Annotated in this window: 16 protein-coding genes, 12 tRNA genes, 1 pseudogene and 2 riboswitches (1 of these 31 only partly in view); of the genes and pseudogenes, 7 read left to right on the top strand and 22 right to left on the bottom strand. The window is 36.7% G+C overall.

The window, feature by feature from the left end:
- Positions 1 to 13: 13 nt before the first annotated feature.
- Complete coding sequence (locus IGL90_RS04180) at positions 14 to 1,177, bottom strand: galactokinase (protein WP_048736919.1); 1,164 nt, start codon at positions 1,175 to 1,177, stop codon at positions 14 to 16.
- A gap of 252 nt (positions 1,178 to 1,429) precedes the next feature.
- On the opposite strand from IGL90_RS04180, the gene galM reads away from it, so the two are divergent.
- The 3 genes from galM to IGL90_RS04165 all read left to right on the top strand — a co-directional run bounded on the left by galM (position 1,430) and on the right by IGL90_RS04165 (position 3,470).
- Positions 1,430 to 2,434, top strand: coding sequence for a galactose-1-epimerase (gene galM, locus IGL90_RS04175; protein WP_002399811.1), 1,005 nt, complete (start codon positions 1,430 to 1,432; stop codon positions 2,432 to 2,434).
- A 130-nt stretch (positions 2,435 to 2,564) separates the two neighbouring features.
- Positions 2,565 to 2,711, top strand: coding sequence for a hypothetical protein (locus IGL90_RS04170; protein WP_002384758.1), 147 nt, complete (start codon positions 2,565 to 2,567; stop codon positions 2,709 to 2,711).
- Between the two features lie 120 nt (positions 2,712 to 2,831).
- Entirely contained in the window at positions 2,832 to 3,470 is a 639-nt protein-coding gene (locus IGL90_RS04165; protein WP_002379300.1) for a sugar O-acetyltransferase, read from the top strand.
- Positions 3,471 to 3,511: 41 nt separating this feature from the next.
- On the opposite strand, the pseudogene IGL90_RS04160 reads toward IGL90_RS04165, so the two are convergent.
- The 5 genes and pseudogenes from IGL90_RS04160 to IGL90_RS04140 form a co-directional block, all read right to left on the bottom strand.
- A pseudogene (locus IGL90_RS04160) lies at positions 3,512 to 3,942 on the bottom strand (VOC family protein).
- Between the two features lie 66 nt (positions 3,943 to 4,008).
- Entirely contained in the window at positions 4,009 to 4,488 is a 480-nt protein-coding gene (locus IGL90_RS04155) for a GAF domain-containing protein (RefSeq protein WP_002360627.1), read from the bottom strand.
- A 234-nt stretch (positions 4,489 to 4,722) separates the two neighbouring features.
- The gene (locus IGL90_RS04150; RefSeq protein ID WP_002379298.1) at positions 4,723 to 5,940 is read right to left on the bottom strand and encodes an amidohydrolase; all 1,218 of its coding nucleotides are present in this window, start codon (positions 5,938 to 5,940) and stop codon (positions 4,723 to 4,725) included.
- A complete protein-coding gene (locus tag IGL90_RS04145) occupies positions 5,937 to 7,187 on the bottom strand; it encodes an amidohydrolase family protein (RefSeq protein ID WP_161796732.1) in 1,251 nt (416 codons plus the stop codon). Before IGL90_RS04145 ends, IGL90_RS04150 begins: the two co-directional genes overlap by 4 nt.
- Positions 7,188 to 8,849 carry a peptide ABC transporter substrate-binding protein gene (locus tag IGL90_RS04140; protein ID WP_002394771.1) on the bottom strand — a complete coding sequence of 554 codons (1,662 nt, stop codon included), beginning with the start codon at positions 8,847 to 8,849 and terminating at the stop codon, positions 7,188 to 7,190. It lies immediately after the preceding gene.
- A 380-nt stretch (positions 8,850 to 9,229) separates the two neighbouring features.
- Between IGL90_RS04140 and IGL90_RS04135 the strand changes: the two genes are divergently transcribed.
- Positions 9,230 to 10,900 (top strand): PucR family transcriptional regulator, encoded by a 1,671-nt coding sequence (locus IGL90_RS04135; RefSeq protein WP_002375257.1) that lies wholly within the window; start codon positions 9,230 to 9,232, stop codon positions 10,898 to 10,900.
- Positions 10,901 to 10,954: 54 nt separating this feature from the next.
- Here the strand turns inward: IGL90_RS04135 and IGL90_RS04130 are convergent, their stop codons facing one another.
- The 4 genes from IGL90_RS04130 to IGL90_RS04115 all read right to left on the bottom strand — a co-directional run bounded on the left by IGL90_RS04130 (position 10,955) and on the right by IGL90_RS04115 (position 14,377).
- Positions 10,955 to 11,380, bottom strand: coding sequence for a universal stress protein (locus IGL90_RS04130; protein ID WP_002358161.1), 426 nt, complete (start codon positions 11,378 to 11,380; stop codon positions 10,955 to 10,957).
- Entirely contained in the window at positions 11,380 to 12,978 is a 1,599-nt protein-coding gene (locus tag IGL90_RS04125) for an Nramp family divalent metal transporter (protein ID WP_002382010.1), read from the bottom strand. The genes IGL90_RS04130 and IGL90_RS04125 overlap by 1 nt, the downstream gene beginning before the upstream one ends.
- A gap of 267 nt (positions 12,979 to 13,245) precedes the next feature.
- Positions 13,246 to 13,761 carry an AAA family ATPase gene (locus tag IGL90_RS04120; RefSeq protein WP_048736913.1) on the bottom strand — a complete coding sequence of 172 codons (516 nt, stop codon included), beginning with the start codon at positions 13,759 to 13,761 and terminating at the stop codon, positions 13,246 to 13,248.
- Between the two features lie 46 nt (positions 13,762 to 13,807).
- Entirely contained in the window at positions 13,808 to 14,377 is a 570-nt protein-coding gene (locus IGL90_RS04115) for a Flp pilus assembly complex ATPase component TadA (RefSeq protein ID WP_025192790.1), read from the bottom strand.
- Positions 14,378 to 14,617: 240 nt separating this feature from the next.
- A riboswitch (M-box (ykoK) riboswitch) is annotated at positions 14,618 to 14,785 on the top strand.
- 44 nt (positions 14,786 to 14,829) lie between these two features.
- Here IGL90_RS04115 and IGL90_RS04110 point away from each other — a divergent pair.
- The 3 genes from IGL90_RS04110 to IGL90_RS04100 all read left to right on the top strand — a co-directional run bounded on the left by IGL90_RS04110 (position 14,830) and on the right by IGL90_RS04100 (position 18,025).
- Positions 14,830 to 16,602, top strand: coding sequence for an ABC transporter permease subunit (locus IGL90_RS04110; RefSeq protein ID WP_025190697.1), 1,773 nt, complete (start codon positions 14,830 to 14,832; stop codon positions 16,600 to 16,602).
- Between the two features lie 88 nt (positions 16,603 to 16,690).
- Positions 16,691 to 17,470 (top strand): ABC transporter ATP-binding protein, encoded by a 780-nt coding sequence (locus tag IGL90_RS04105; protein WP_002360638.1) that lies wholly within the window; start codon positions 16,691 to 16,693, stop codon positions 17,468 to 17,470.
- A gap of 62 nt (positions 17,471 to 17,532) precedes the next feature.
- Positions 17,533 to 17,700, top strand: a riboswitch (M-box (ykoK) riboswitch).
- Between the two features lie 64 nt (positions 17,701 to 17,764).
- Positions 17,765 to 18,025, top strand: coding sequence for a hypothetical protein (locus tag IGL90_RS04100; RefSeq protein ID WP_033595476.1), 261 nt, complete (start codon positions 17,765 to 17,767; stop codon positions 18,023 to 18,025).
- Between the two features lie 17 nt (positions 18,026 to 18,042).
- Here the strand turns inward: IGL90_RS04100 and IGL90_RS04095 are convergent.
- From IGL90_RS04095 to IGL90_RS04040, 12 genes are all read right to left on the bottom strand, one after another.
- Positions 18,043 to 18,126 (bottom strand) — tRNA-Leu (locus IGL90_RS04095).
- Between the two features lie 13 nt (positions 18,127 to 18,139).
- Positions 18,140 to 18,210: transfer RNA gene (locus tag IGL90_RS04090), tRNA-Cys, on the bottom strand.
- A 25-nt stretch (positions 18,211 to 18,235) separates the two neighbouring features.
- Positions 18,236 to 18,307, bottom strand: a tRNA-Gln gene (locus tag IGL90_RS04085).
- Between the two features lie 14 nt (positions 18,308 to 18,321).
- Positions 18,322 to 18,394, bottom strand: a tRNA-His gene (locus IGL90_RS04080).
- Between the two features lie 36 nt (positions 18,395 to 18,430).
- A tRNA-Trp gene (locus tag IGL90_RS04075) sits at positions 18,431 to 18,504 on the bottom strand.
- A 4-nt stretch (positions 18,505 to 18,508) separates the two neighbouring features.
- Positions 18,509 to 18,589 (bottom strand) — tRNA-Tyr (locus IGL90_RS04070).
- Positions 18,590 to 18,594: 5 nt separating this feature from the next.
- Positions 18,595 to 18,667 (bottom strand) — tRNA-Phe (locus IGL90_RS04065).
- A 45-nt stretch (positions 18,668 to 18,712) separates the two neighbouring features.
- Positions 18,713 to 18,788: transfer RNA gene (locus tag IGL90_RS04060), tRNA-Asp, on the bottom strand.
- Positions 18,789 to 18,798: 10 nt separating this feature from the next.
- Positions 18,799 to 18,871 (bottom strand) — tRNA-Val (locus tag IGL90_RS04055).
- A gap of 27 nt (positions 18,872 to 18,898) precedes the next feature.
- Positions 18,899 to 18,970, bottom strand: a tRNA-Glu gene (locus IGL90_RS04050).
- A 17-nt stretch (positions 18,971 to 18,987) separates the two neighbouring features.
- Positions 18,988 to 19,076, bottom strand: a tRNA-Ser gene (locus IGL90_RS04045).
- 43 nt (positions 19,077 to 19,119) lie between these two features.
- Positions 19,120 to 19,142, bottom strand: a tRNA-Asn gene (locus IGL90_RS04040); it runs 51 nt beyond the window's last position.

Below are 19,142 nucleotides of genomic sequence, written 5' to 3'. Positions count from 1 at the left end.
AAAGCCTTCCTTTCTAAAATAACTTTCTGGCACCATCATCAATTGATGCAGGATAAAAATCAGCAGCATAGCCAATTTTATCTTGATAACTCTGGCCAACAGCTTCAATAAATGCATCTATATTTTGCTTTGGTACCAAAGCAATACTACAACCGCCAAACCCTGCACCAGTCATCCGTGCGCCCAAAACGCCTGGTTGTTCTTGCGCACAAGCCACTAAGGTATCTAACTCAATGCCAGTTACTTCGTAATCTTCTTTTAGCGAACGATGTGAGGCATTTAATAATAAGCCAAATTCTTCCAAATCCCCTTCAGTTAGCGCTTGTTTTGCCAATAAAGTTCGTTCATTTTCTGTGACGGCATGACGCGCTCGTTTAATCAACGTTGGATCTCCAATCAATACTTGATATTGTTCAAATGTCTCGCTGTCTAATTCACCTAAAAATTCAATAGATAACTCTTTTTGAAGCAAACGAACGGCTTCTTCGCATTCTGCACGGCGTTCATTATATTTTGAATCTGCTAATTCACGACGTTTGTTAGTATTCATAATGACAATCGTATACTCACCTAATTTGGCGGGAACCATTTCATAGTGCATATTATTGGTATCTAGTAGAATAGCTTGATCTTTTTCTCCCATCCCTACGGCAAATTGGTCCATAATTCCTGAATTAACGCCAATAAATTCATTCTCCACTTTTTTACCGATTTGCACCAATTCAAGCATTGGACAGTGTAAAGCATATAAATCATTACAGATCGTCCCCATTAAAAGTTCAATAGAAGCAGAAGAAGACAAGCCAGCACCATTAGGAATCGTACCGTAGAAGAGCACATCTAAGCCAGAATCAATATTGTGTCCGCTTTCAATCAAGTAATTTAAAACGCCTTTCGGATAATTTGCCCAATCATCTGAATCTGAATAGTTTAAATCTTCTAATGAAAATTCGATGAGACCAACCTCTTTAAAATTATCAGAAAACATCCGAATTTTTTGGTCGTCTCTTTTTCTTGCCACACCAAATGTCCCTAACGTAATAGCCGCTGGGAAAACATGACCGCCATTGTAATCTGTATGTTCACCAATCAAATTAATTCTTCCAGGGGCAAAATAACAGGCTGTCCCTTTCTCACCAAATATTTCTACAAATCGATTCATTAACAGTTCTTCCATCACTAATCGCTCCTTTCACTAGTAAACAAATTGTACAATATTTACTAAACTTTTGCAAATGTTTACTTAATATTTTCTTAATTGTCATTTCAATTGAAAACGTGTACAATACAATTAAATAAAGATTTATTTTCTTAGCATTTCTTTTTGACTATTTAAATAATCTAAACAACAAAGTTAAATTTACTAAATATTTACTTAAAGGAAGGATTGATTATTTTGACTATTTCAACTGAATCATTTGGACAAGGAATGCTTCTTTACACACTGACGAATAAAAATGGTGTGACTTTAAAAGCAACAGATTTTGGTGCGCGAATTGTTGCGCTCGACGTTCCTCTTACAAAAAATGAATCCCGATCACTCGTGCTAGGCTTTCCCTCAGCAGATGAATATTTGTCTAAAGACTTATATTTTGGTGCAACAATTGGTCGAACAGCTGGCCGAATTGCCGATGGCTCCTTTGAACTAGCGGGTAAAAAGTATCAAACGATGATTAATACTCCTACTCAAACAACACTTCACGGTGGCACACCTGGGTTTGAAAGTAAAAAATGGCACAGCGAAATCCAAGAGGCACAAGCGAATCCTTCTGTGAAATTTTGGCTAGAGAGTCCTGCTGGTGAAAATGGTTTTCCTGGAAATCTCACTGTTTCAGTCACGTATACATTGACTGAAGAAAATGAATGGCAAATTGAGTATCAGGCAACTACAGATGAACAAACACTTTTTAATCCAACCAATCATGTCTACTTTAATTTAACTGGAAATCCTACAATCCCCATTGATGCGCATGAGTTACAAATAAATGCCCAAAAGTTTGTCCCGCTTGATGAAAGAGTTTTACCGCTTGGAGAATTAGCTTCCGTCGACCAGACAGCTTTTGATTTACAAAAACCTAAAAAATTAGCTGAGGTTTTTTCAAGTAACGATGAACAAATCCAAAAGATGAACGGCTTCGATCACCCTTTCATCTTAACCAATCATGATTTAATTAACCCGGATGTTATCTTAAAAAGTCCTACTAAAGATATCACCTTAGAGATGTTCACTGATCAACCTTCAGTTGTTATTTTTTCAGCAAATTTTGCTGATAACGGTCCCGATATTCAAGGGCAAAAATTAGTCAATCACGGAGCGCTCACATTTGAAACCCAAGTCTGTCCTGGTGCTGAAAGATTTCCGTTGTTCGGTTCTATCACCCTCTCACCTGAACAGGAATTTCACTCAACGACCCGTTTCAAACTAATTTATTAAGTGAAATGGTGCTCTTAACCAAGCTTATCTTCGAACTAAAAAAGATAAGAATGGTTAAGAGCACTTCTATTATTTGACATTTTTAATCGCTCCATTTACACTATTTTCAATTAGAAAGGCGGTGATGTCTATGTATGCAATCAAATTTTTTCATGGCTATTTAACTGCAGATGGTAAACGTACGCGAGATAAATCAGGTTGTTTAGTTTACCACTCTGAAAAAGAAGCACAAAAATTAGCAGATAAAATTGGCGGGAGAGTTAAAAAAATTGGATAACCTTAGATAAAGGATAGATAAGCAAGGCTATTTTGCTATCTGTCCTTTTTTATTTTACATATTCCTCGACTTATTGTATTGATTTGATACAATAGAGAAAAAGCCTAAAGGAGCGCTTACATGAAACAAAATGACTTTGATTATATGCAAATGTTAAAAGGTGAATTATATTACGCCCCCACCATTTTACCCGAAAACAAATCAACAAAAGGCAAGGTGTTAGCTCAAAAAATCAATCAACTTCCTATCGATAATGTGAAAGAAATTGTGGCCCTAGAAAAAGAATTATTAGGAAAAACTGGCAATGAGTTATATATCACCCCACCCCTCCATGTAGATTACGGTCGCCATATTGAGGTAGGAGAAAATTTTTATGCAAATATGGATTGCATTTTTTTAGATGTAAACAAAATCATCTTCGGTGATAATGTCATGGTTGGCCCTCGTGCTAGTTTTTATACTGCCGGCCATCCAATTGATCCAACGATTCGAACTGCAGAATTAGAATTCGGTACGCCAATTATTGTTGAAGATAACGTGTGGATTGGCGGAAGTGCCACCATTTTACCTGGCGTTACAATTGGAAAAAATGCTATTGTTGCTGCTGGTGCTGTGGTTACAAAAGACGTTCCTGCCAACACGATTGTTGGGGGTAATCCAGCAAAAGTCATTCGCAAAATTGATGAAAACGATCAGCAATTTTGGACAGAAAAGCAACGGCAGTATCAAATCGCTAAGAAGCAATTCTTTCATGAATAAAAAATCCCCAATCCAATGAAAATAACGGATTGGGGATTTTTTTAATCTTCTTCATAATAATTAAACATCCAATGGATGCCAAACTGATCTTTTAGGGAACCATACTTTTTGGACCAAAAAGTTTCAGAAACGGCATTGTAACAGTGCCACCTTCAGATAATCGCTTAAATAAGCGATCAATTTTTTCATCATCATCTGTGCTAACCACGAGCGAAAGGTTATTTCCTTCCGTAACTTCAAAACCAAACATATCAGGAACATCTGAAATCATTACATAGGTTCCTTCAATAATGATACTTGCGTTCATCACTAAATCCTTTATCTCGTCGTTTATAGGATGCTCAGGATCTTCAGGTGCTTCGCCAAAAGTCATTAAATTTTGACATTTTGTATCAAAAACATCTTCATAGAACGCAATTGCTTCTTTTGCTTCACCTTTAAAATTTATATACAGCTCTAACAAATGACTCACCTTCTTTCATGATCAAATTTTATACTTTATTTTCTCATGATTTGTCAGAAAGCAAAAATAGTCTGCTTAAAAATCTGATTTTTCTAGTAACAAGGTAACAAATTTTTCCAAATACAGTTGGTCAACCGCATCATAGCTATTTGTTACACCACTATCAATATCTAAAACACCGACCAATTGATGATTTTTTACCATCGGTACAACGATTTCAGACATCGCAGCTGAGTCACAAGAAATATAATTGGCGTGTGTCTTCACGTTATCAACAATCAATGTAGCTTGTTTTTCCGCGGACTCACCACAGACACCTTTGCCCATTTTAATTCTGGTACAAGAGACTTTCCCTTGAAAAGGCCCCAAAACTAATTCTTCATCTTTATATAAATAATACCCAGCAAAAACGGTGTCTGGTAATGTTTGTGCAAGTAACGCGGACGAGTTTGCTAAATTTGCAATAGCATCCGTTTCTATTTCTAACAAACCGCTCAATTGTTGTAAGCACAATTCGTAGGCTGCTTTTTTGTTTTCTCTCGTTTGTTCAGTCATGCTTGGTTCATCTCCTTCATTTTGTCTTATTATAAAGGAAGATACGCAAAAGTGCTATGTTAAAGTGAGTCAAACAAACTTGAAACGCTGATACACGTTGTGAGCAGAAGCACTTTATAAGGATTAAACTGTGACGAGTAACCGCTAGACTGACACTATGCGTTGCTCAGAGCTGAACCTTGTTTCCTCTGTTTGGCTTTTTAGCATTCTATTTCTACCTAATTTTAAAGCAAGTTAAACCCATTGTCCTTTCAACATAATCTGGCGTTTCTGTGGTTTTCTAGCAATCACTTCTGCTGTAGAAGCTGCTTCTGTAAAAATAAAGTTTGCTTCGTCGCCTTCTGTAAACCAAAGGCGTTCTTCTTCAAATGAAAAAGGTGCTACTTTGCCACAGCCATGGACGTAAGCTTGAGTAAGTTGCTCTTCTGTAATCTTTCCTGTCATTTCACAAAAATTACGTAATTTTTCAAATAAATCACCTGAAACATTAGAACTCCAAGAGTCAAAAAAGCCATCACTACCTAAATGAACCGATACACCAGCTTGGCGTAACACATCAATTGGTGGCAATAAATAACGAGGATCATAGGGAATTGTAGACATAATCGCCGTTTGATGCGTTGCCAAGCGTTGGTATAGTTTTTCTTTTTCTGCTGGTCGTACATCTAGCAGCGCAAAGGCGTGACTGATAGCGGTTCGCTGAGTAAATTTTCGTTCTTCTAAAATGTCTAAAAATTTATCAATTGTATAAACGCCCACTTCCCCCGTATCATGCAAGTGGATATCGATTCCTACTTGAAATTCTTCTGCCAGATCGAAAATAGTTTCTAAAGATTCTTCAATTGCATAATCAATGCCTGCAGGATCTAAACCACCAACCATTGTTCCACCATTTTTTAGAGCTTCTCTCATGAGTAAAACCGTTTGGGGATTTTTTAATAATCCATGCTGTGGAAAGACAACAATATCATAATCAATCACATGCGCATATTTTTCTAAGGCTCTTTTGACGCCCCAGAAGTTTTCTAGTTCTACATAAGGATCAATGTTGACATGTGTCCGAATATAAGAGGCTCCATACCCAATCAATTTTTCAATCATGGCCGTCGCTCGTTGTTCTGTTGACGGAGCTAACAATTTAAGTTCACTGGCTTCGTCTGCTAAACGCTCTTTTAAATTTTTAACAGGTTGGCTAGCACGCCAGCCTAATGAAAGGTAGGTTTTATCTAAGTGATTATGACTCTCTTGAAAAGCGGGAATAGCCAGTTGTCCGTTTAAATCAGTGCCTTGTTGCTTTTCAGTGACTTGATTTTGCGGAATAATCGCTTGGATTTTGCCTTCTTGAATCGCTAAAGTATAGCGTGCGGTTTTAGTATACGTTAATTCGTGGTGGTCTTTAGCAAAACCAGTTTCTAAACGAACATTATTCAAATAAACAATGGATGCTGTCATTCTTTTTCCCCCTTTTGAACGGCTTCAACCAGTTGTCCTTTTAGTATCAGTTGTTGGATTGGCTGTTGGCGTGCAATCACGTGAGCAGTGCTCTCAGCATTAAATAGTAGGAAATCTGCAGAATCGCCGACGTTAGGCCAAACTTGCTGCCCGTTAGGATCAAGAGGCGTTACAAAATTACTCGCTAAGCCCCATAAACGATTCAAGCGATACTCATCGCTAATTTTAAATCTTTGAGCGGCTGTATTTAATTTTTCTATTGTATTGCCACTGCCAAAAGGCGACCAATGATCCGTCAAACTGTCATGAGCCACGGAGATCTTAACACCTTGTTCAACCAAGGTTGGAATCGGCATGGTGGGCATTCCAATTGGTACAGTCGAAGTCAAATCAATACCTGTTTCGATGAATTTTTGCGCAATGTCTCTAATTGCTGCTTCTTCTAAGCTCCCTAAGGCTAAAGCATGACTTAAAGTAACTTTGCCAAACATTTTTGCTTGTTCTGTATAATCAACAAATTTATTAAATTCATAAAGTCCCAAAGTATCACGGGCGTGTAAATGAACATCAATTTTTTTATTAAATGTGGTAGCTAATTCAAATATTTTTGCAATTGAATGATCCACATGACGATCCACAAGGGCTGGATCAACGCCGCCGACATGAGTTGCCCCCATGCGTAAGGCTTCGCGCATCAAAGGTTCGACTTGTGAGCGGAGTAATCCGTGTTGAGGAAAAGCCACAATTTCATGAGTAATGTATTGTTCATATCGACTAAATGCTTCTTTAGTAATTTCAATATGTTTCGTTCCAATAGATGGATCTACATTACAATGACTGCGAATATGATAATGGCCTTGCTGAATATACTGCTCAATAACTTGGCAAGCACGTTCTAAACTAGTTGGTAATTGTTCAGGTAACAGCCAAGTTTCTTCTTCAATACGTGTTAAAATTCCTTTCGTTAGTGGACGACAGGCCTTCCAAGGTCCCCCAAAATACGTTTTATCAATATGAATATGCATTTCTTTTAGAGCAGGTAAAACGAGTTGCTGATTCACATCGATAACTGTTTCGTTCTCTAAAGGCCTTAACTGCGGTGCGACCGCAGTACAGACCTCGTTTTCAATTCGAATATCATAGCTAGCTGTCTCTGTCGCAACAATTCGCTGATTCACAGTAGAAAATCCTGTTTCTAATTTACAGTTTTTTAAAAGCATGACAAACCCCTTCCTACCTTCATTCAATTAGTTAACATAAGCCCATTTTAAACTGTACGTAGGTCCAAATGAATGCCAATACAGATCCTTGATTTTTTGATTAGCTAATACAGAAATGCTTCGATTGTAGATTGGTGCTAAAACCGTTTCCTGATTCACCAAAATATCTTGTGCTTGAGTAAAGTCATTTAAACGAGCCTCTTGATCAGCCGCATGTGTTGTTCTAGTTTCTTGAATTAATTTATCATACGTATCACTCTTGAACGTTACGCCGCCCAAGGTACTATCCGAAGTAAAGATGCGCATAACTGTTAATGGATCACGATAATCGGTTCCCCAACCAGATAATTCTAAATCATAGTCTCTCGTTTGATCACGATCAACACGAATAGTAAAAGGAACTTGAGTAACATTCACTTCTAATCCATCTAGATTTTCTTCCAATTGAAATTGGAAAAACTCAGCAGCTTTTTTGGCGCTGTCTGTATCATCTGTTAAAAATTCTAATTTGATTTTATCCAGCCCAATTTCTTTTTTCCCTTTTTCCCAGAATTCTTTTGCTTTCGCTGTATCGTAGGTTAAGTAGTTATTTTTCTTAGCAGCTAGTTTTGTGAAATCTGTTCCATCTGGCGCAATCGTTTGTCCCGGCGGAATTACTTGATCTGTAGCCGTTGATTGATCTTGCAAGACTTCTTTTACAAAACTTTCTTTATCAAAAGCTTGTGCCAACGCTTTACGAATATTGTTGTTCGCTAAAGCCGGATTTTCTTTTCCATCACGAACGCTGTTCATTTTTAAAAAGTATGTGACGAATTGAGGAATTGAAAGAAAGGCTGGATTATCAACATAACCAGGAATAAATTCACCACTTAGCTTATTCACTACATCCAATTCATTCGAGTCAAACAAATTCACCGCTGTCGTTGGGCTCTTAATTACTGAAACTTTCGCTTCTGTTAATTTAACTTTTTCAGCATCCCAATACGTATCATTTTTTTCGTAGGTCCAGTCATCGGAAGAGGCATTATCCCATTCTTTCAATTTAAAAGGACCATTATAAATCAAATGTTCTGCATCAGTGGCATATTTATCCCCTTGTTCTTTGATATATTTTTCATTTTGTGGAAACAAAACAGGAAACGAAAGTAATGATTTCAAATAAGGGGTGGGCCGTTCTAAAGTTATTTCTAACGTTTTATCATCTAGCGCCTTAACCCCAAGAGTATTCACATCTGCGCCTTCTAAAGCAATTTCCTTAGCATTTTTAATGACATCAAAAAATAACGCTTGATGAATCGACCCTGATTTAAGGGAAGCAACTTGTTGCCATGCATAAACAAAGTCATTTGCTGTTACTGGATCATCATTCGACCATTTGGCATCTTCTCTAATCTTAAATGTATAAACGGTTTCATCTTCAGAAATCGCTGGTTCTTCGGCAGCGACCCCCAACTCTAACTCGTCTTCTTTACCTAAAACATAGAGTCCTTCATAAACTTGATTCATGACTAAAGTCGAGGTCGTATCCCCCGCTGTGTGTGGTTCCATTGTCGAAATAGCCGCTTCAGAACTAATTGCAATTTTTTGTTCCGCTGCTTTGTTACTATCAGCCGAGTTTCCCGTTCCCGCCTGACAAGCCGTTAAAGCTAAAAGCAAACCGACGCATCCTAACATTTTTAATTTCTTCATACCGATCCCTCCATTTTACAAACTATAACCTTCAAAGTTACCAGAATTTTCTGATAAAATATAGAAAAAGAAGCATATCTGATAAGAGTCTCAAAAAACTTACAGATTATAGAAATACTTGAGAAATTTAAAGTAGCTGAAACAATAGTAAAAGCATTAAAAATTAAGTATACTATTGCTATATCTTTAAACGATGCGTTTCTATAGGTTGTAAGCGCTGATTGTTCTTATTTGGTCATTTGTGACTACCAATCACGTGATGACTTGGAACTTTTTTCTATTAGTATAAGGATACCTTATTTTCCCTAAAATAGTTTTGTAACATCTTACAATAAATACACTTAATTTTTAGATAATTCATACAAAAGGAGGCTTTGCTAATGATGACGGTCAATGATCTACTCCATGCAGAAGAACTACCTGGTTTAACCTTATTGACACACGAGACCAATTTAGATGCGCCAATTCTACAAGCAAATATTTTAGAAAATCCTGATGCTTTTGACTGGTTAACGCCAGGAGAAATTTTATTAACTACCGGCTATATTTTCAAAGATCAGCCTTGCTTGCAAAAACGTCTTATTCAAGAACTAGCAAATATGAACTGCGCTGCTCTAGGCTTTAAAGTCCAACGTTATTTCAATGAAGTTCCACAAGAGATGATCCAATTAGCGAATGACGTCGGATTACCAATTCTCTCAATCCCTTATAATTACAACTTTTCTCAAATTATTTCATTGGTCAATCGCCGAGTCAATCAACCTGACGAAACGATTAGCCAACATTCTGTTCATATGCATAATAAATTTTATACAATTATCAAAGCTGGCGGAAAAAGTACCCAATTACTGGAAGTATTAAGTGCCGCGATTCAAGCGCCTGTAATGCTTTTAGATGAGCGTTTTCAGATTATGAATCATTTTGATTTACCTGATGCGCCAACAAGAATCACCAGTATTTTAAACAACGCGACTCTCAAAAAACAGTTTGAGACAGCTTTAAAAGCCCAGAACAATGAGCTCCTATTATTTTATAAAGAACCATTGACTGTTGAATTTTCCTTAGCGAGCCATAAGTTATCTTTGCGAATTTTACCCATCAAAAAGAAAAATCTCAGCTTATCTTACTTAGTGATTTGGCAAACTACCAAAAAATTACAGACGATTGATTTATTATCTGTGGAGGTCTGTGCTCACTACCTTTTACCACAACTTCAATTAGAATCTTCGGAAAATTTAACAACGAGGCAAAAGATTGGGGCGCTGTTTCAAGACCTTATCCAAGAAAAAAATACCAATCCTCAAGCTTGGCAAGAATTTAGTAATTATCTGCAATTAAATGAAAAAGATACATTTAGTCTCTTGCTTGTAGCCATTGAACAATTGGAACAACTGTTTAATCCGACTATTCAAATGAATAGCATTGGCCATCAATTGAATCATATTTTAGAAGGATATCGACAAAAAATTACTGCCTTTCCTACACAAACTGGCTTTATTTTATTACTAGAAAATCCAGCGCAAGAGGAAGCCACCTACCTTGCACAAACCACTCATCTTGCCAAGAATTTACTAGAGCAACTAATGAAACTGAATCCAAAATTATCATTTAAATTAGCGATTGGGCCAACTGTCAAAAAAATCACCAATCTGTGTGATTCTTATAAATTAGCACAAGAAACATTCCACTTAGCACAAGCAAGTCAAGAATTACAACAACGAACTATTTTGAATTATGACGACCTCTTTTTTTATCGTTTAATGATCGAAACCCTGACCAAACAAGCCAAACAAAAAATATATCAACGATTGATTGAACCATTAGAAAAAGAAGATCAAAAACATGAAAGTTCCCTACTAGAAACCATCAATACCTACTTTCAATCGAATAAAAATATTTCGTTGACTGCCACAAATATGTATGTACATCGTAATACAATTATTTACCGCTTAAAAAAAATAGAAGAGATTCTTCACTTAACTTTAGAATTTCCTGATAGTTCGCTACAACTAAGTTTGGCTGTTTATTTATATAAACAAAAATTACTATAAAAAGGCCACCACGAATAGTAAATCGTGGCGGCTTTTTTAACTGTTTCAATTTTGCTAGCGAATAATCATTACAGAAATTGGTGCATATCGAGCCATATAAGCTGCTTGGCTACCAAAAAAGCTTTTTAATTTGCTAGTTGACTTGGAGCCAATAATTAACAAATCTGGTTTATTCAAAGGAATAAGCTTATTAATAATTAATTCCCCTGGGTTCCCTTCATTGACAATTACACTTACTTTATCGATGCCATTCGCTAACGCTTCTTGTTGATATTTTTCCGTTTGTTTCTCTAATTTCGCCAACTGTTCTTGCCAATAATTTTTATCTAACGATTGGTAAACATTAATCTCTTTCTCTTCTAAAATCGAAACAATAACCAATTCAGCTTGTTCTTCTTTTGCTTTTTGGATAGCATAATGAAATGCTTTTAACGCATCTGGCGACTCTTCAACACCAACCATAATTTTTGAAAATTTCATTATTTAACCTCCTCTACTTGTTGCTCCATAGCTGCAAGCTGCTGTGCGTATCGTTTATCACCTTTATATAATTCTACAACCGTCCAAACTAACAAGAGGATGACGAGTGCTATGATGACATAAGCAATATTATCGGCTAACGTAATTTGACTCGCTGTCGGATTATCACCGAAGAATCCTTCAATTTGATCAGGTAAGCCTTTCATATTGAGGTAAATTAAGCCAATGACAGAAACCCAGCCTAATAATTTAATTAACCACGAGTTTTTAAAATGTTCACCCATTTCAACACGGCTATCTGTAAACATCAGTAAAGGCAACATCGAAAATGGCAAAGCAAATGCTAGAAAAACTTGTGAATTGTTCATTAAATTATTAATCGCGATATGCTCTTCCACTGTACTTTTCCCGCTGGTCATTAAAACACAGATTAAGACAGGAATAACAGATAACAAACGTGTGACCATCCGACGTAACCAAATTGGTACGCGCATATGAATAAACCCTTCCATAATAATTTGACCAGTTAAGGTTCCTGTAATTGTTGAATTTTGTCCTGATGCCAATAAGGCTACCGCAAATAAAATTGATAAAATTCCAGAACCTGCAATATGCGCTAAAATAGAATTACTCATAACCGCTGGATTTGATAAAGCATCAAACAAACCAAAGAATGAAGGATCTTTGACACTGCCGGATTTAAAAACGGCCACACCCATAATCAATAATAAAGAGTTAACAAAAAATGCCATCGTTAATTGAATATTAGAATCCCAAGTTGAAAAGCGTAAAGCGCGTTGAATATCGGTTTTATCTTTACGATCAATTTTACGACTTTGCACAACAGAAGAATGTAAATACAAATTATGAGGCATCACTGTTGCACCAATAATCCCCAATGCACCTGTCAGTGGCGTTTGCCCATTCACCGCATGTGATGTAGAAAAAGCTTCTGCGCTAGGAACCAGCCCTTTAATTACATCTCCCCATACTGGATTTGACAATGCCACTTGATAAGCAAAAATCACAAAAATAACAACAATTAAAGCAACAACAATAGCTTCAATTTTTCTAAAACCAATTTTTGTCAATAACAATAAAAGTAAAACATCAAATACCGTAATGAAGACAGCCAGACCTAAAGGAATATGAAATAATAAATATAAGGCAATTGCGCCCCCGATAACTTCAGCGATATCTGTAGCCATAATTGCTAACTCTGTTAAAATCCATAATACAATACCTAACGTCTTACTAGTTCTAGCACGAATCGCTTGTGCTAAATCCATCTGTGAAACAATGCCTAATTTAGCAGCCATATATTGGAGCAACATTGCAATCAAACTGGAAATTAAAATAATCGACATCAATAAATATTGAAAATTTTGTCCCCCAGTAATTGAAGTAGACCAGTTTCCTGGATCCATATATCCCACTGCTACCAATGCTCCTGGACCTGAGTAAGCAAATAACGTTTTCCAAAAACTCATATTTTTAGGCACGTCAATGGTGCCATTAATTTCTTCAAGCGAAGGACCATTTGCATATTCAATCAAATGATGTCTTTGCTTTGGTTCATGTTCTTCTGAATTTTTCAATTCAATTCCTTCTTTCGTTTTGCAATAATTTTAAAAGGCCCCTCTATCAGAAGGTTAACCTCTAATATATTTTAGGTACACCTAAAATATACTGCTAAAAATAACAAAATGCAAGACTTGAAAGAAAATTTTGACAGTGTAAAAATAGATTGTCGTAAATGTGAGGTCTTAAAGTTTGAAGAAATCAGGGTAGCTGGTAGTTGATTATCTTAAGAAGTAGAAAATAAGAGACCTAAGTCATTTCGGCTTAGGTCCCTTATTTTATTTTTATTCGGTTATTCTATTAAGAATGGTTGCTACAATTTCTGTCGTGTCAGCTGAATGATTTCTAAAAATCTCGGTAAACTTAATCTGACGAAAACCTTCAAGTACTTCGGGCAACTTATTTTTCCCCCATTCAAAAGTTCCATCATTTCTTTTCAATAATCTTTGTAAAATTTCTTCTTTCTCGACCGCTAACAAAAAATGATAAACGTCAATGCCTGCTCGTCTCAGATATCCAATCAGCTCTTCTTCATATTCTTTTTTATAAAGGGTCATTGGAACAATAATCGGCCGTCCAGACTCTTTGGACATTCGTTTTAATAAATGAGCATTCCAGCAACGCCATTCCTGATACTCTTGAAAATCATTTTCTTTCATTTCTTCGGGAATTAACTCCATCAATGCACTACCAATAATTTCTAGATCATAAATGATTGCATTGGGAAGTTTTTGTTGTAACTCATGTGCAATGGTCGTTTTTCCGGCTCCAAACGCACCGTTTAACCAAATAATCATCATAATTTCCTTTCTTCTGAACAAATTTCTTTGTTGTTTAATTTAGGTGCTAGATTACTTTTAATTTTTTTAGCTTTTGTATTTGTTCATCTACGCTATGTGTGCCATCTAAAAGATAGTCTGAACTTGCTGATACATTTTTTTCATGTTCTATAAATAGCGGTCTAACATTATTTAAATAGTTATGGGCCCACTTAATAATACTTTCTCCTTGAGAATAAGAATAATCTCTAATCACTTGGCGAGCAAAACAAACATCTAATGGCGTTTTCAGGTAGATCACAATATCAATAAAAGGCTTCAAATCATCGTGTAAATAGCCAAATGGAAAGTCTATAAAAATATAATTAAATTTGCCTTGAGCATTCACAGAAAAAAAGTCTTTCATTAACTGGGTAATATCGAATAAATTGACTGCAACGTTGAAATTTTTTAATAAAAAAGCATGGGATGGTGCCGATGGCAAAGCATCAATACTATAATCATCGAATGAAAGTATATAAGCATTTTCAACAGTATCAGATAAAGCATTAATGAGTGTCGTTTTTCCACTTGCTGTCACACCGCTAATTACTATCACTTTTGTTTTCAATACACTACCTCCCAAAATTTTATCCATTCACTTATAGTTACTACTTACATCTTTAACAGTAAACGAGACAAACTAAAAATACAACATCCTACGCTATTAACCTCGGGTTACATAACATACTCATCTGATAATTTCTCCCTAAAAAAACAGAATGTGGGCAATCTTTTTAAGAATCATTGAATAGAATAACAACAAACAGTAATTCAGGTATAACCAGCTAGAAATTGTTTTATTTTTAGTCACGAGTATGATAAGCATGTAAATCAAATAGAATCATATTAGGTGAGGTTACTCTGAAGAACACAGGTTATCGCTCGGAAATGTCGAGAGACAGTAACGAGTAAAGCAGGGATTGTCGAATTAAGGCTTTCCTAAGATAACTAGAATTTTTTTCTTACGTCTCAGAAAGCCAAAGCTCAATTATTGTGATTACCCTATAATCTTCTTCTTTTATTCGGCGACCTCTTTAATATGATTAATTGGAGGTTTTTAAATTGAAAGCTGTCACTGCATCATCTAAGAAAAATACCCTACTTGCTAAAAGTATCGGGAATCTTACCTTGCTCATCATTTTAGGCATTTTCATTTTTATCATCGTCTTCTCTTGGCTAAAAATGAATCGCCCTCTCCACACCCTTCCCTCAGAAGAATTCCTCGCAACACCAAGTAAAACAGATGATTTCTTATCTCCATCAAATCTTTTTTACTTTTCAATTCGAACCATGTTTCGAATGATTGTGGGTATGGCTTGGTCCTTCCTGTTTTCCTTTATTTTTGGTATTTTAGCCGTAAAATATAAAACGGCACGAAGAGTCATTTTACCATTAGTTAATTTCCTTGAATCCGTTCCATTACTAGGCTTTTTGACCTTTACAACTGCTTGGTTACTTGGTTTATTTCCAGGAAATGTGATGGGCGCAGAAGCGGTTGCTATTTTTGCCATCTTCACAGGTCAAGCTTGGAACATCATGTTGACTCTTTATCAAATAATGGAAGTTATTCCTTCAGATCTAGTCAATGTGACCGATCAGTTCAAGTACAATGCTTGGGAAAAATTTTGGCGTCTTGAATTTGTTTACTCAATTCCTGGCTTACTTTGGAACGTTATTATTTCTCAAACTGCGGCTTGGTTTGCCTTGGTGGCCAGCGAGCAAGCTTCTGTTGCCTTTCCTAAAGAAACCAACCTTTATTTACCAGGAATTGGTTCTTATATCCAAGTAGCATTAAATCGAGCCGACTTTAAATCCTGTTTATGGGCTGTTTTTGCCTTATTAATCAATGTGGTGATTTTAAACTTTTTAGTTTTTCAACCTTTAGTTCGAGCCACTTATTATTTTAAATATGAAACAGATGTCGAAAGTACGACGCCACCTAAATCCATCATTTATCATTTATTAAAAAAAGCAACTTTAACGAAATACTTTTCAAAAGCTTTTGTGAAATTCAGTCATTTTTGGATTTACGATTTACCAAAAGTTTGGTACTTTTTCAAGCTAGACTATCTCTATCGATTACTAGCAAAATTACGCCATTTCTTCAAAACATTATGGTATGTCAGCTTAACCATTATTGGGGTTTATTGTTCTATTAAGCTCTATCATTTCTTGCCCCATCAAGATTTCAGCATGATTCCTAGATTAACCCTTTATACTACACTACGGGTTACCTTGGCCATGGTCGTTGCTGGCATTATCTTTACTCCCTTAGCAATCTGGGTTGCGAATGATAATCGGCGCTTAAGTATCGTTCAACCGATTGGACAAATTTTAGGCTCCATTCCGTCAAATGTTTATACTCCATTCATTGTGTTGATTATTAGTATGGGCTTCAACAAATTAGAATGGTGGATTTTACCACTCATCATGGTTGGTTGCCAATGGTATTTTTTCTTTAATGTAATTGCTGGCTACTTAGCCATCCCTGATGATATTCGTGACGTGACCAAACTTTTTAAATTATCTAAATGGCAATGGTGGACAAAATTTTTGATCCCTTCTATTTTACCTTACCTCATTACAGCAATTATTAACGCTGCTGGTGCTGCTTGGAACGCTGATATCGCAGCAGAAAGCATTCAATGGGGCAAAAAATCAATAGATGTTACTGGCCTAGGACAATATATTGCGGCAAACGATGGCGTAAAAGATAAATCTGCCTTAGGAACCTTAGCGATGTGTTTCGTTGTTGGTTTATGTATCGCCTTTGTTTGGCAACCTTTATATCGAGCAGCAAAACAAAAATTTCACTATTAATAGCTGGACGACTCAACTCGACTAAATTTTTAAGATAAACTAGAGAGGAGAACGATAGGTGATTTACCTTGACCTATCTAATAAGACGATGGAAAATAAAGAATTATTAAGCATAAAATCAGTATATAAAGAATTTGAAATTGAAGGACATTCAGAACATTTAAAAGTCCTTGAAAATATTGATTTAACAGTTAAAACGAATGAATTTTTAAGTATTATCGGACAATCAGGAACAGGAAAATCAACGTTGCTCAGAAGTATCGCTGGACTTCTTCGTACAACTAGAGGTGAAATTACTTTTGAAGATAAAATCATTAATGAGCCTGATGCCAATATCGGCATGGTTTTTCAACATTTTGCCCTTTTTCCTTGGTTGACAGTTGAAAAAAATATCAGCTTTGGCTTAGAAAACCGTAAAGAAATTTCTCGCGAACAAATAAATAAAAGAGTCAGTAATCTCATTGAAATGATTGGTTTAACTGGTTTTGAAAAAGCTTATCCCAGAGAGTTATCTGGTGGAATGAAACAGCGTGTAGGCTTTGCTCGTGCTTTAGCCATCGAACCTAGCTTATTGCTCTTAGACGAACCTTTTTCAGCTTTAGATATCATTACAGCCAGCCAATTATCCAACGATTTATTAGAAATTTGGCTAAACAATCAAATTGCGACTAAATCAATTGTGATGATCACGCATGATGTCCAACAAGCAGTTCAACTTTCTGATCGGGTTGTATTAATGGATGCAAATCCTGGTCGTATTGCCAAAATTTACTCAATCGATATCCCCAGAAATCAACGTTCGCCAAAAACAACCATTGATATTGTAGAACAAATAACAGAAGAAATGGTTCGTCGCATTCATTTGTAAATAGAACTGTTTTGACTTCTGCTTATGTCTTGACAAAGAGTTACTTAAAAGACTATTATTTCTTTGTAATAAGTTAGGTGAGGCTCCTATACAAACATAGGCTATTGCTCAGAAATGTCGAGAGACACCAATGAGTAGAACAAGACTGGTCGAGGAAAAGGCTTTTCTCAAAATAGCTAAGAGTGATCTTTACGTTGTATAGTGCTAAAGCTCAACGTTCATGTTGATGTATCTTTTTAGTCTCTAGTCAATCAGTTAAGTACTTTTATTTAAAATTAAGAGAGGAGTGAAAGTATGACTACTATGTTAGCAATCATTGGAACTGTTGCAATCATCACAGTTCAAGTTATTGAATATAATATGACAGAAATTCATATTCCTACTGCAGGAACATTTAATGACGATGATGCAGAACCCCCACATTCTTCTGTAATCCTTGTATTTATTCGCACTATACTTATCACTCTCTCACTTAACTTTCCATCTCATTTTTTTGAGATGGTTTTTTTATGTATTCGAGAAAATAATAAACAAAAAAGACTGTTAAATCAATGATTTAACAGTCTTTAGTATACCGGCGGCCGGGGTCGAACCGGCACTCCCGTGAAGGAACTGGATTTTGAGTCCAGCGCGTCTGCCAATTCCGCCACGCCGGCAAGATATTTTGGAAGGCGGTAACCGGATTTGAACCGGTGATGAAGGTTTTGCAGACCTCTGCCTTACCACTTGGCTATACCGCCATATTCCATTTTTGTTACAAAAAAACTGGGGTAGCTGGATTCGAACCAACGCATGACGGAGTCAAAGTCCGTTGCCTTACCGCTTGGCTATACCCCAATAAAATTACAAAGGGCGACCGATGGGAATCGAACCCACGAATGCCAGAGCCACAATCTGGTGTGTTAACCACTTCACCACGATCGCCGTAATTTTAAAAAGTGTATCTATTAAATAATTAAATGGCAGGGGCAGCAGGAATTGAACCCACACCAACGGTTTTGGAGACCGTTGTTCTACCTTTAAACTATGCCCCTAAAATGGAGGAAAGTGGATTCGAACCACTGAACCCTAAGGAACGGATTTACAGTCCGTCGCGTTTAGCCACTTCGCTATTCCTCCATAAATGGCGTGAGACAGAGTCGAACTGCCGACACACGGAGCTTCAATCCGTTGCTCTACCAACTGAGCTACCACGCCTAAAACAAAAGCTTGTTCAAATAATTTTCAAGTAACAACATTAAATGGCGGTTCCGACGGGATTTGAACCCGCGATCTCCTGCGTGACAGGCAGGCATGTTAACCCCTACACCACGGAACCAACCGAGTAATGGAGGTTAACGGGATCGAACCGCTGACCCCCTGCTTGTAAGGCAGGTGCTCTCCCAGCTGAGCTAAACCTCCAAAAAGGAATGTTACTATTAAAATAAATGACCCGTACGGGACTCGAACCCGTGTTACCGCCGTGAAAGGGCGGTGTCTTAACCGCTTGACCAACGGGCCAGTTTGTAAATATGAAACGGAGAGTAAGGGATTCGAACCCTTGAGACAGTGTTTACCGCCTACATGATTTCCAATCATGCTCCTTCGGCCTCTCGGACAACTCTCCATAGCTGAAAGAAGCACATACTCGTGATATTTCATATGTTAAACTCCGGCAGTAGGACTCGAACCT

It is taken from the genome of Enterococcus sp. DIV1307a, from assembly GCF_050537425.1.
GTDB classification, from domain to species: domain Bacteria; phylum Bacillota; class Bacilli; order Lactobacillales; family Enterococcaceae; genus Enterococcus; species Enterococcus faecalis.
The sequence above is the reverse complement of the archived record's forward strand: the minus strand, read 5'-3'. Positions and strand labels throughout refer to the sequence as shown.

Coding starts and splice junctions, on each gene's coding strand:
- IGL90_RS04180 (WP_048736919.1), bottom strand. CDS start 1,177: ATGGAAGAACTGTTAATGAATCGATTTGTAGAAATATTTGGTGAGAAA.
- galM (WP_002399811.1), top strand. CDS start 1,430: ATGCTTCTTTACACACTGACGAATAAAAATGGTGTGACTTTAAAAGCA.
- IGL90_RS04170 (WP_002384758.1), top strand. CDS start 2,565: ATGTATGCAATCAAATTTTTTCATGGCTATTTAACTGCAGATGGTAAA.
- IGL90_RS04165 (WP_002379300.1), top strand. CDS start 2,832: ATGAAACAAAATGACTTTGATTATATGCAAATGTTAAAAGGTGAATTA.
- IGL90_RS04155 (WP_002360627.1), bottom strand. CDS start 4,488: ATGACTGAACAAACGAGAGAAAACAAAAAAGCAGCCTACGAATTGTGC.
- IGL90_RS04150 (WP_002379298.1), bottom strand. CDS start 5,940: ATGACAGCATCCATTGTTTATTTGAATAATGTTCGTTTAGAAACTGGT.
- IGL90_RS04140 (WP_002394771.1), bottom strand. CDS start 8,849: ATGAAGAAATTAAAAATGTTAGGATGCGTCGGTTTGCTTTTAGCTTTA.
- IGL90_RS04135 (WP_002375257.1), top strand. CDS start 9,230: ATGATGACGGTCAATGATCTACTCCATGCAGAAGAACTACCTGGTTTA.
- IGL90_RS04130 (WP_002358161.1), bottom strand. CDS start 11,380: ATGAAATTTTCAAAAATTATGGTTGGTGTTGAAGAGTCGCCAGATGCG.
- IGL90_RS04120 (WP_048736913.1), bottom strand. CDS start 13,761: ATGATGATTATTTGGTTAAACGGTGCGTTTGGAGCCGGAAAAACGACC.
- IGL90_RS04115 (WP_025192790.1), bottom strand. CDS start 14,377: ATGGATAAAATTTTGGGAGGTAGTGTATTGAAAACAAAAGTGATAGTA.
- IGL90_RS04105 (WP_002360638.1), top strand. CDS start 16,691: ATGGAAAATAAAGAATTATTAAGCATAAAATCAGTATATAAAGAATTT.
- IGL90_RS04100 (WP_033595476.1), top strand. CDS start 17,765: ATGACTACTATGTTAGCAATCATTGGAACTGTTGCAATCATCACAGTT.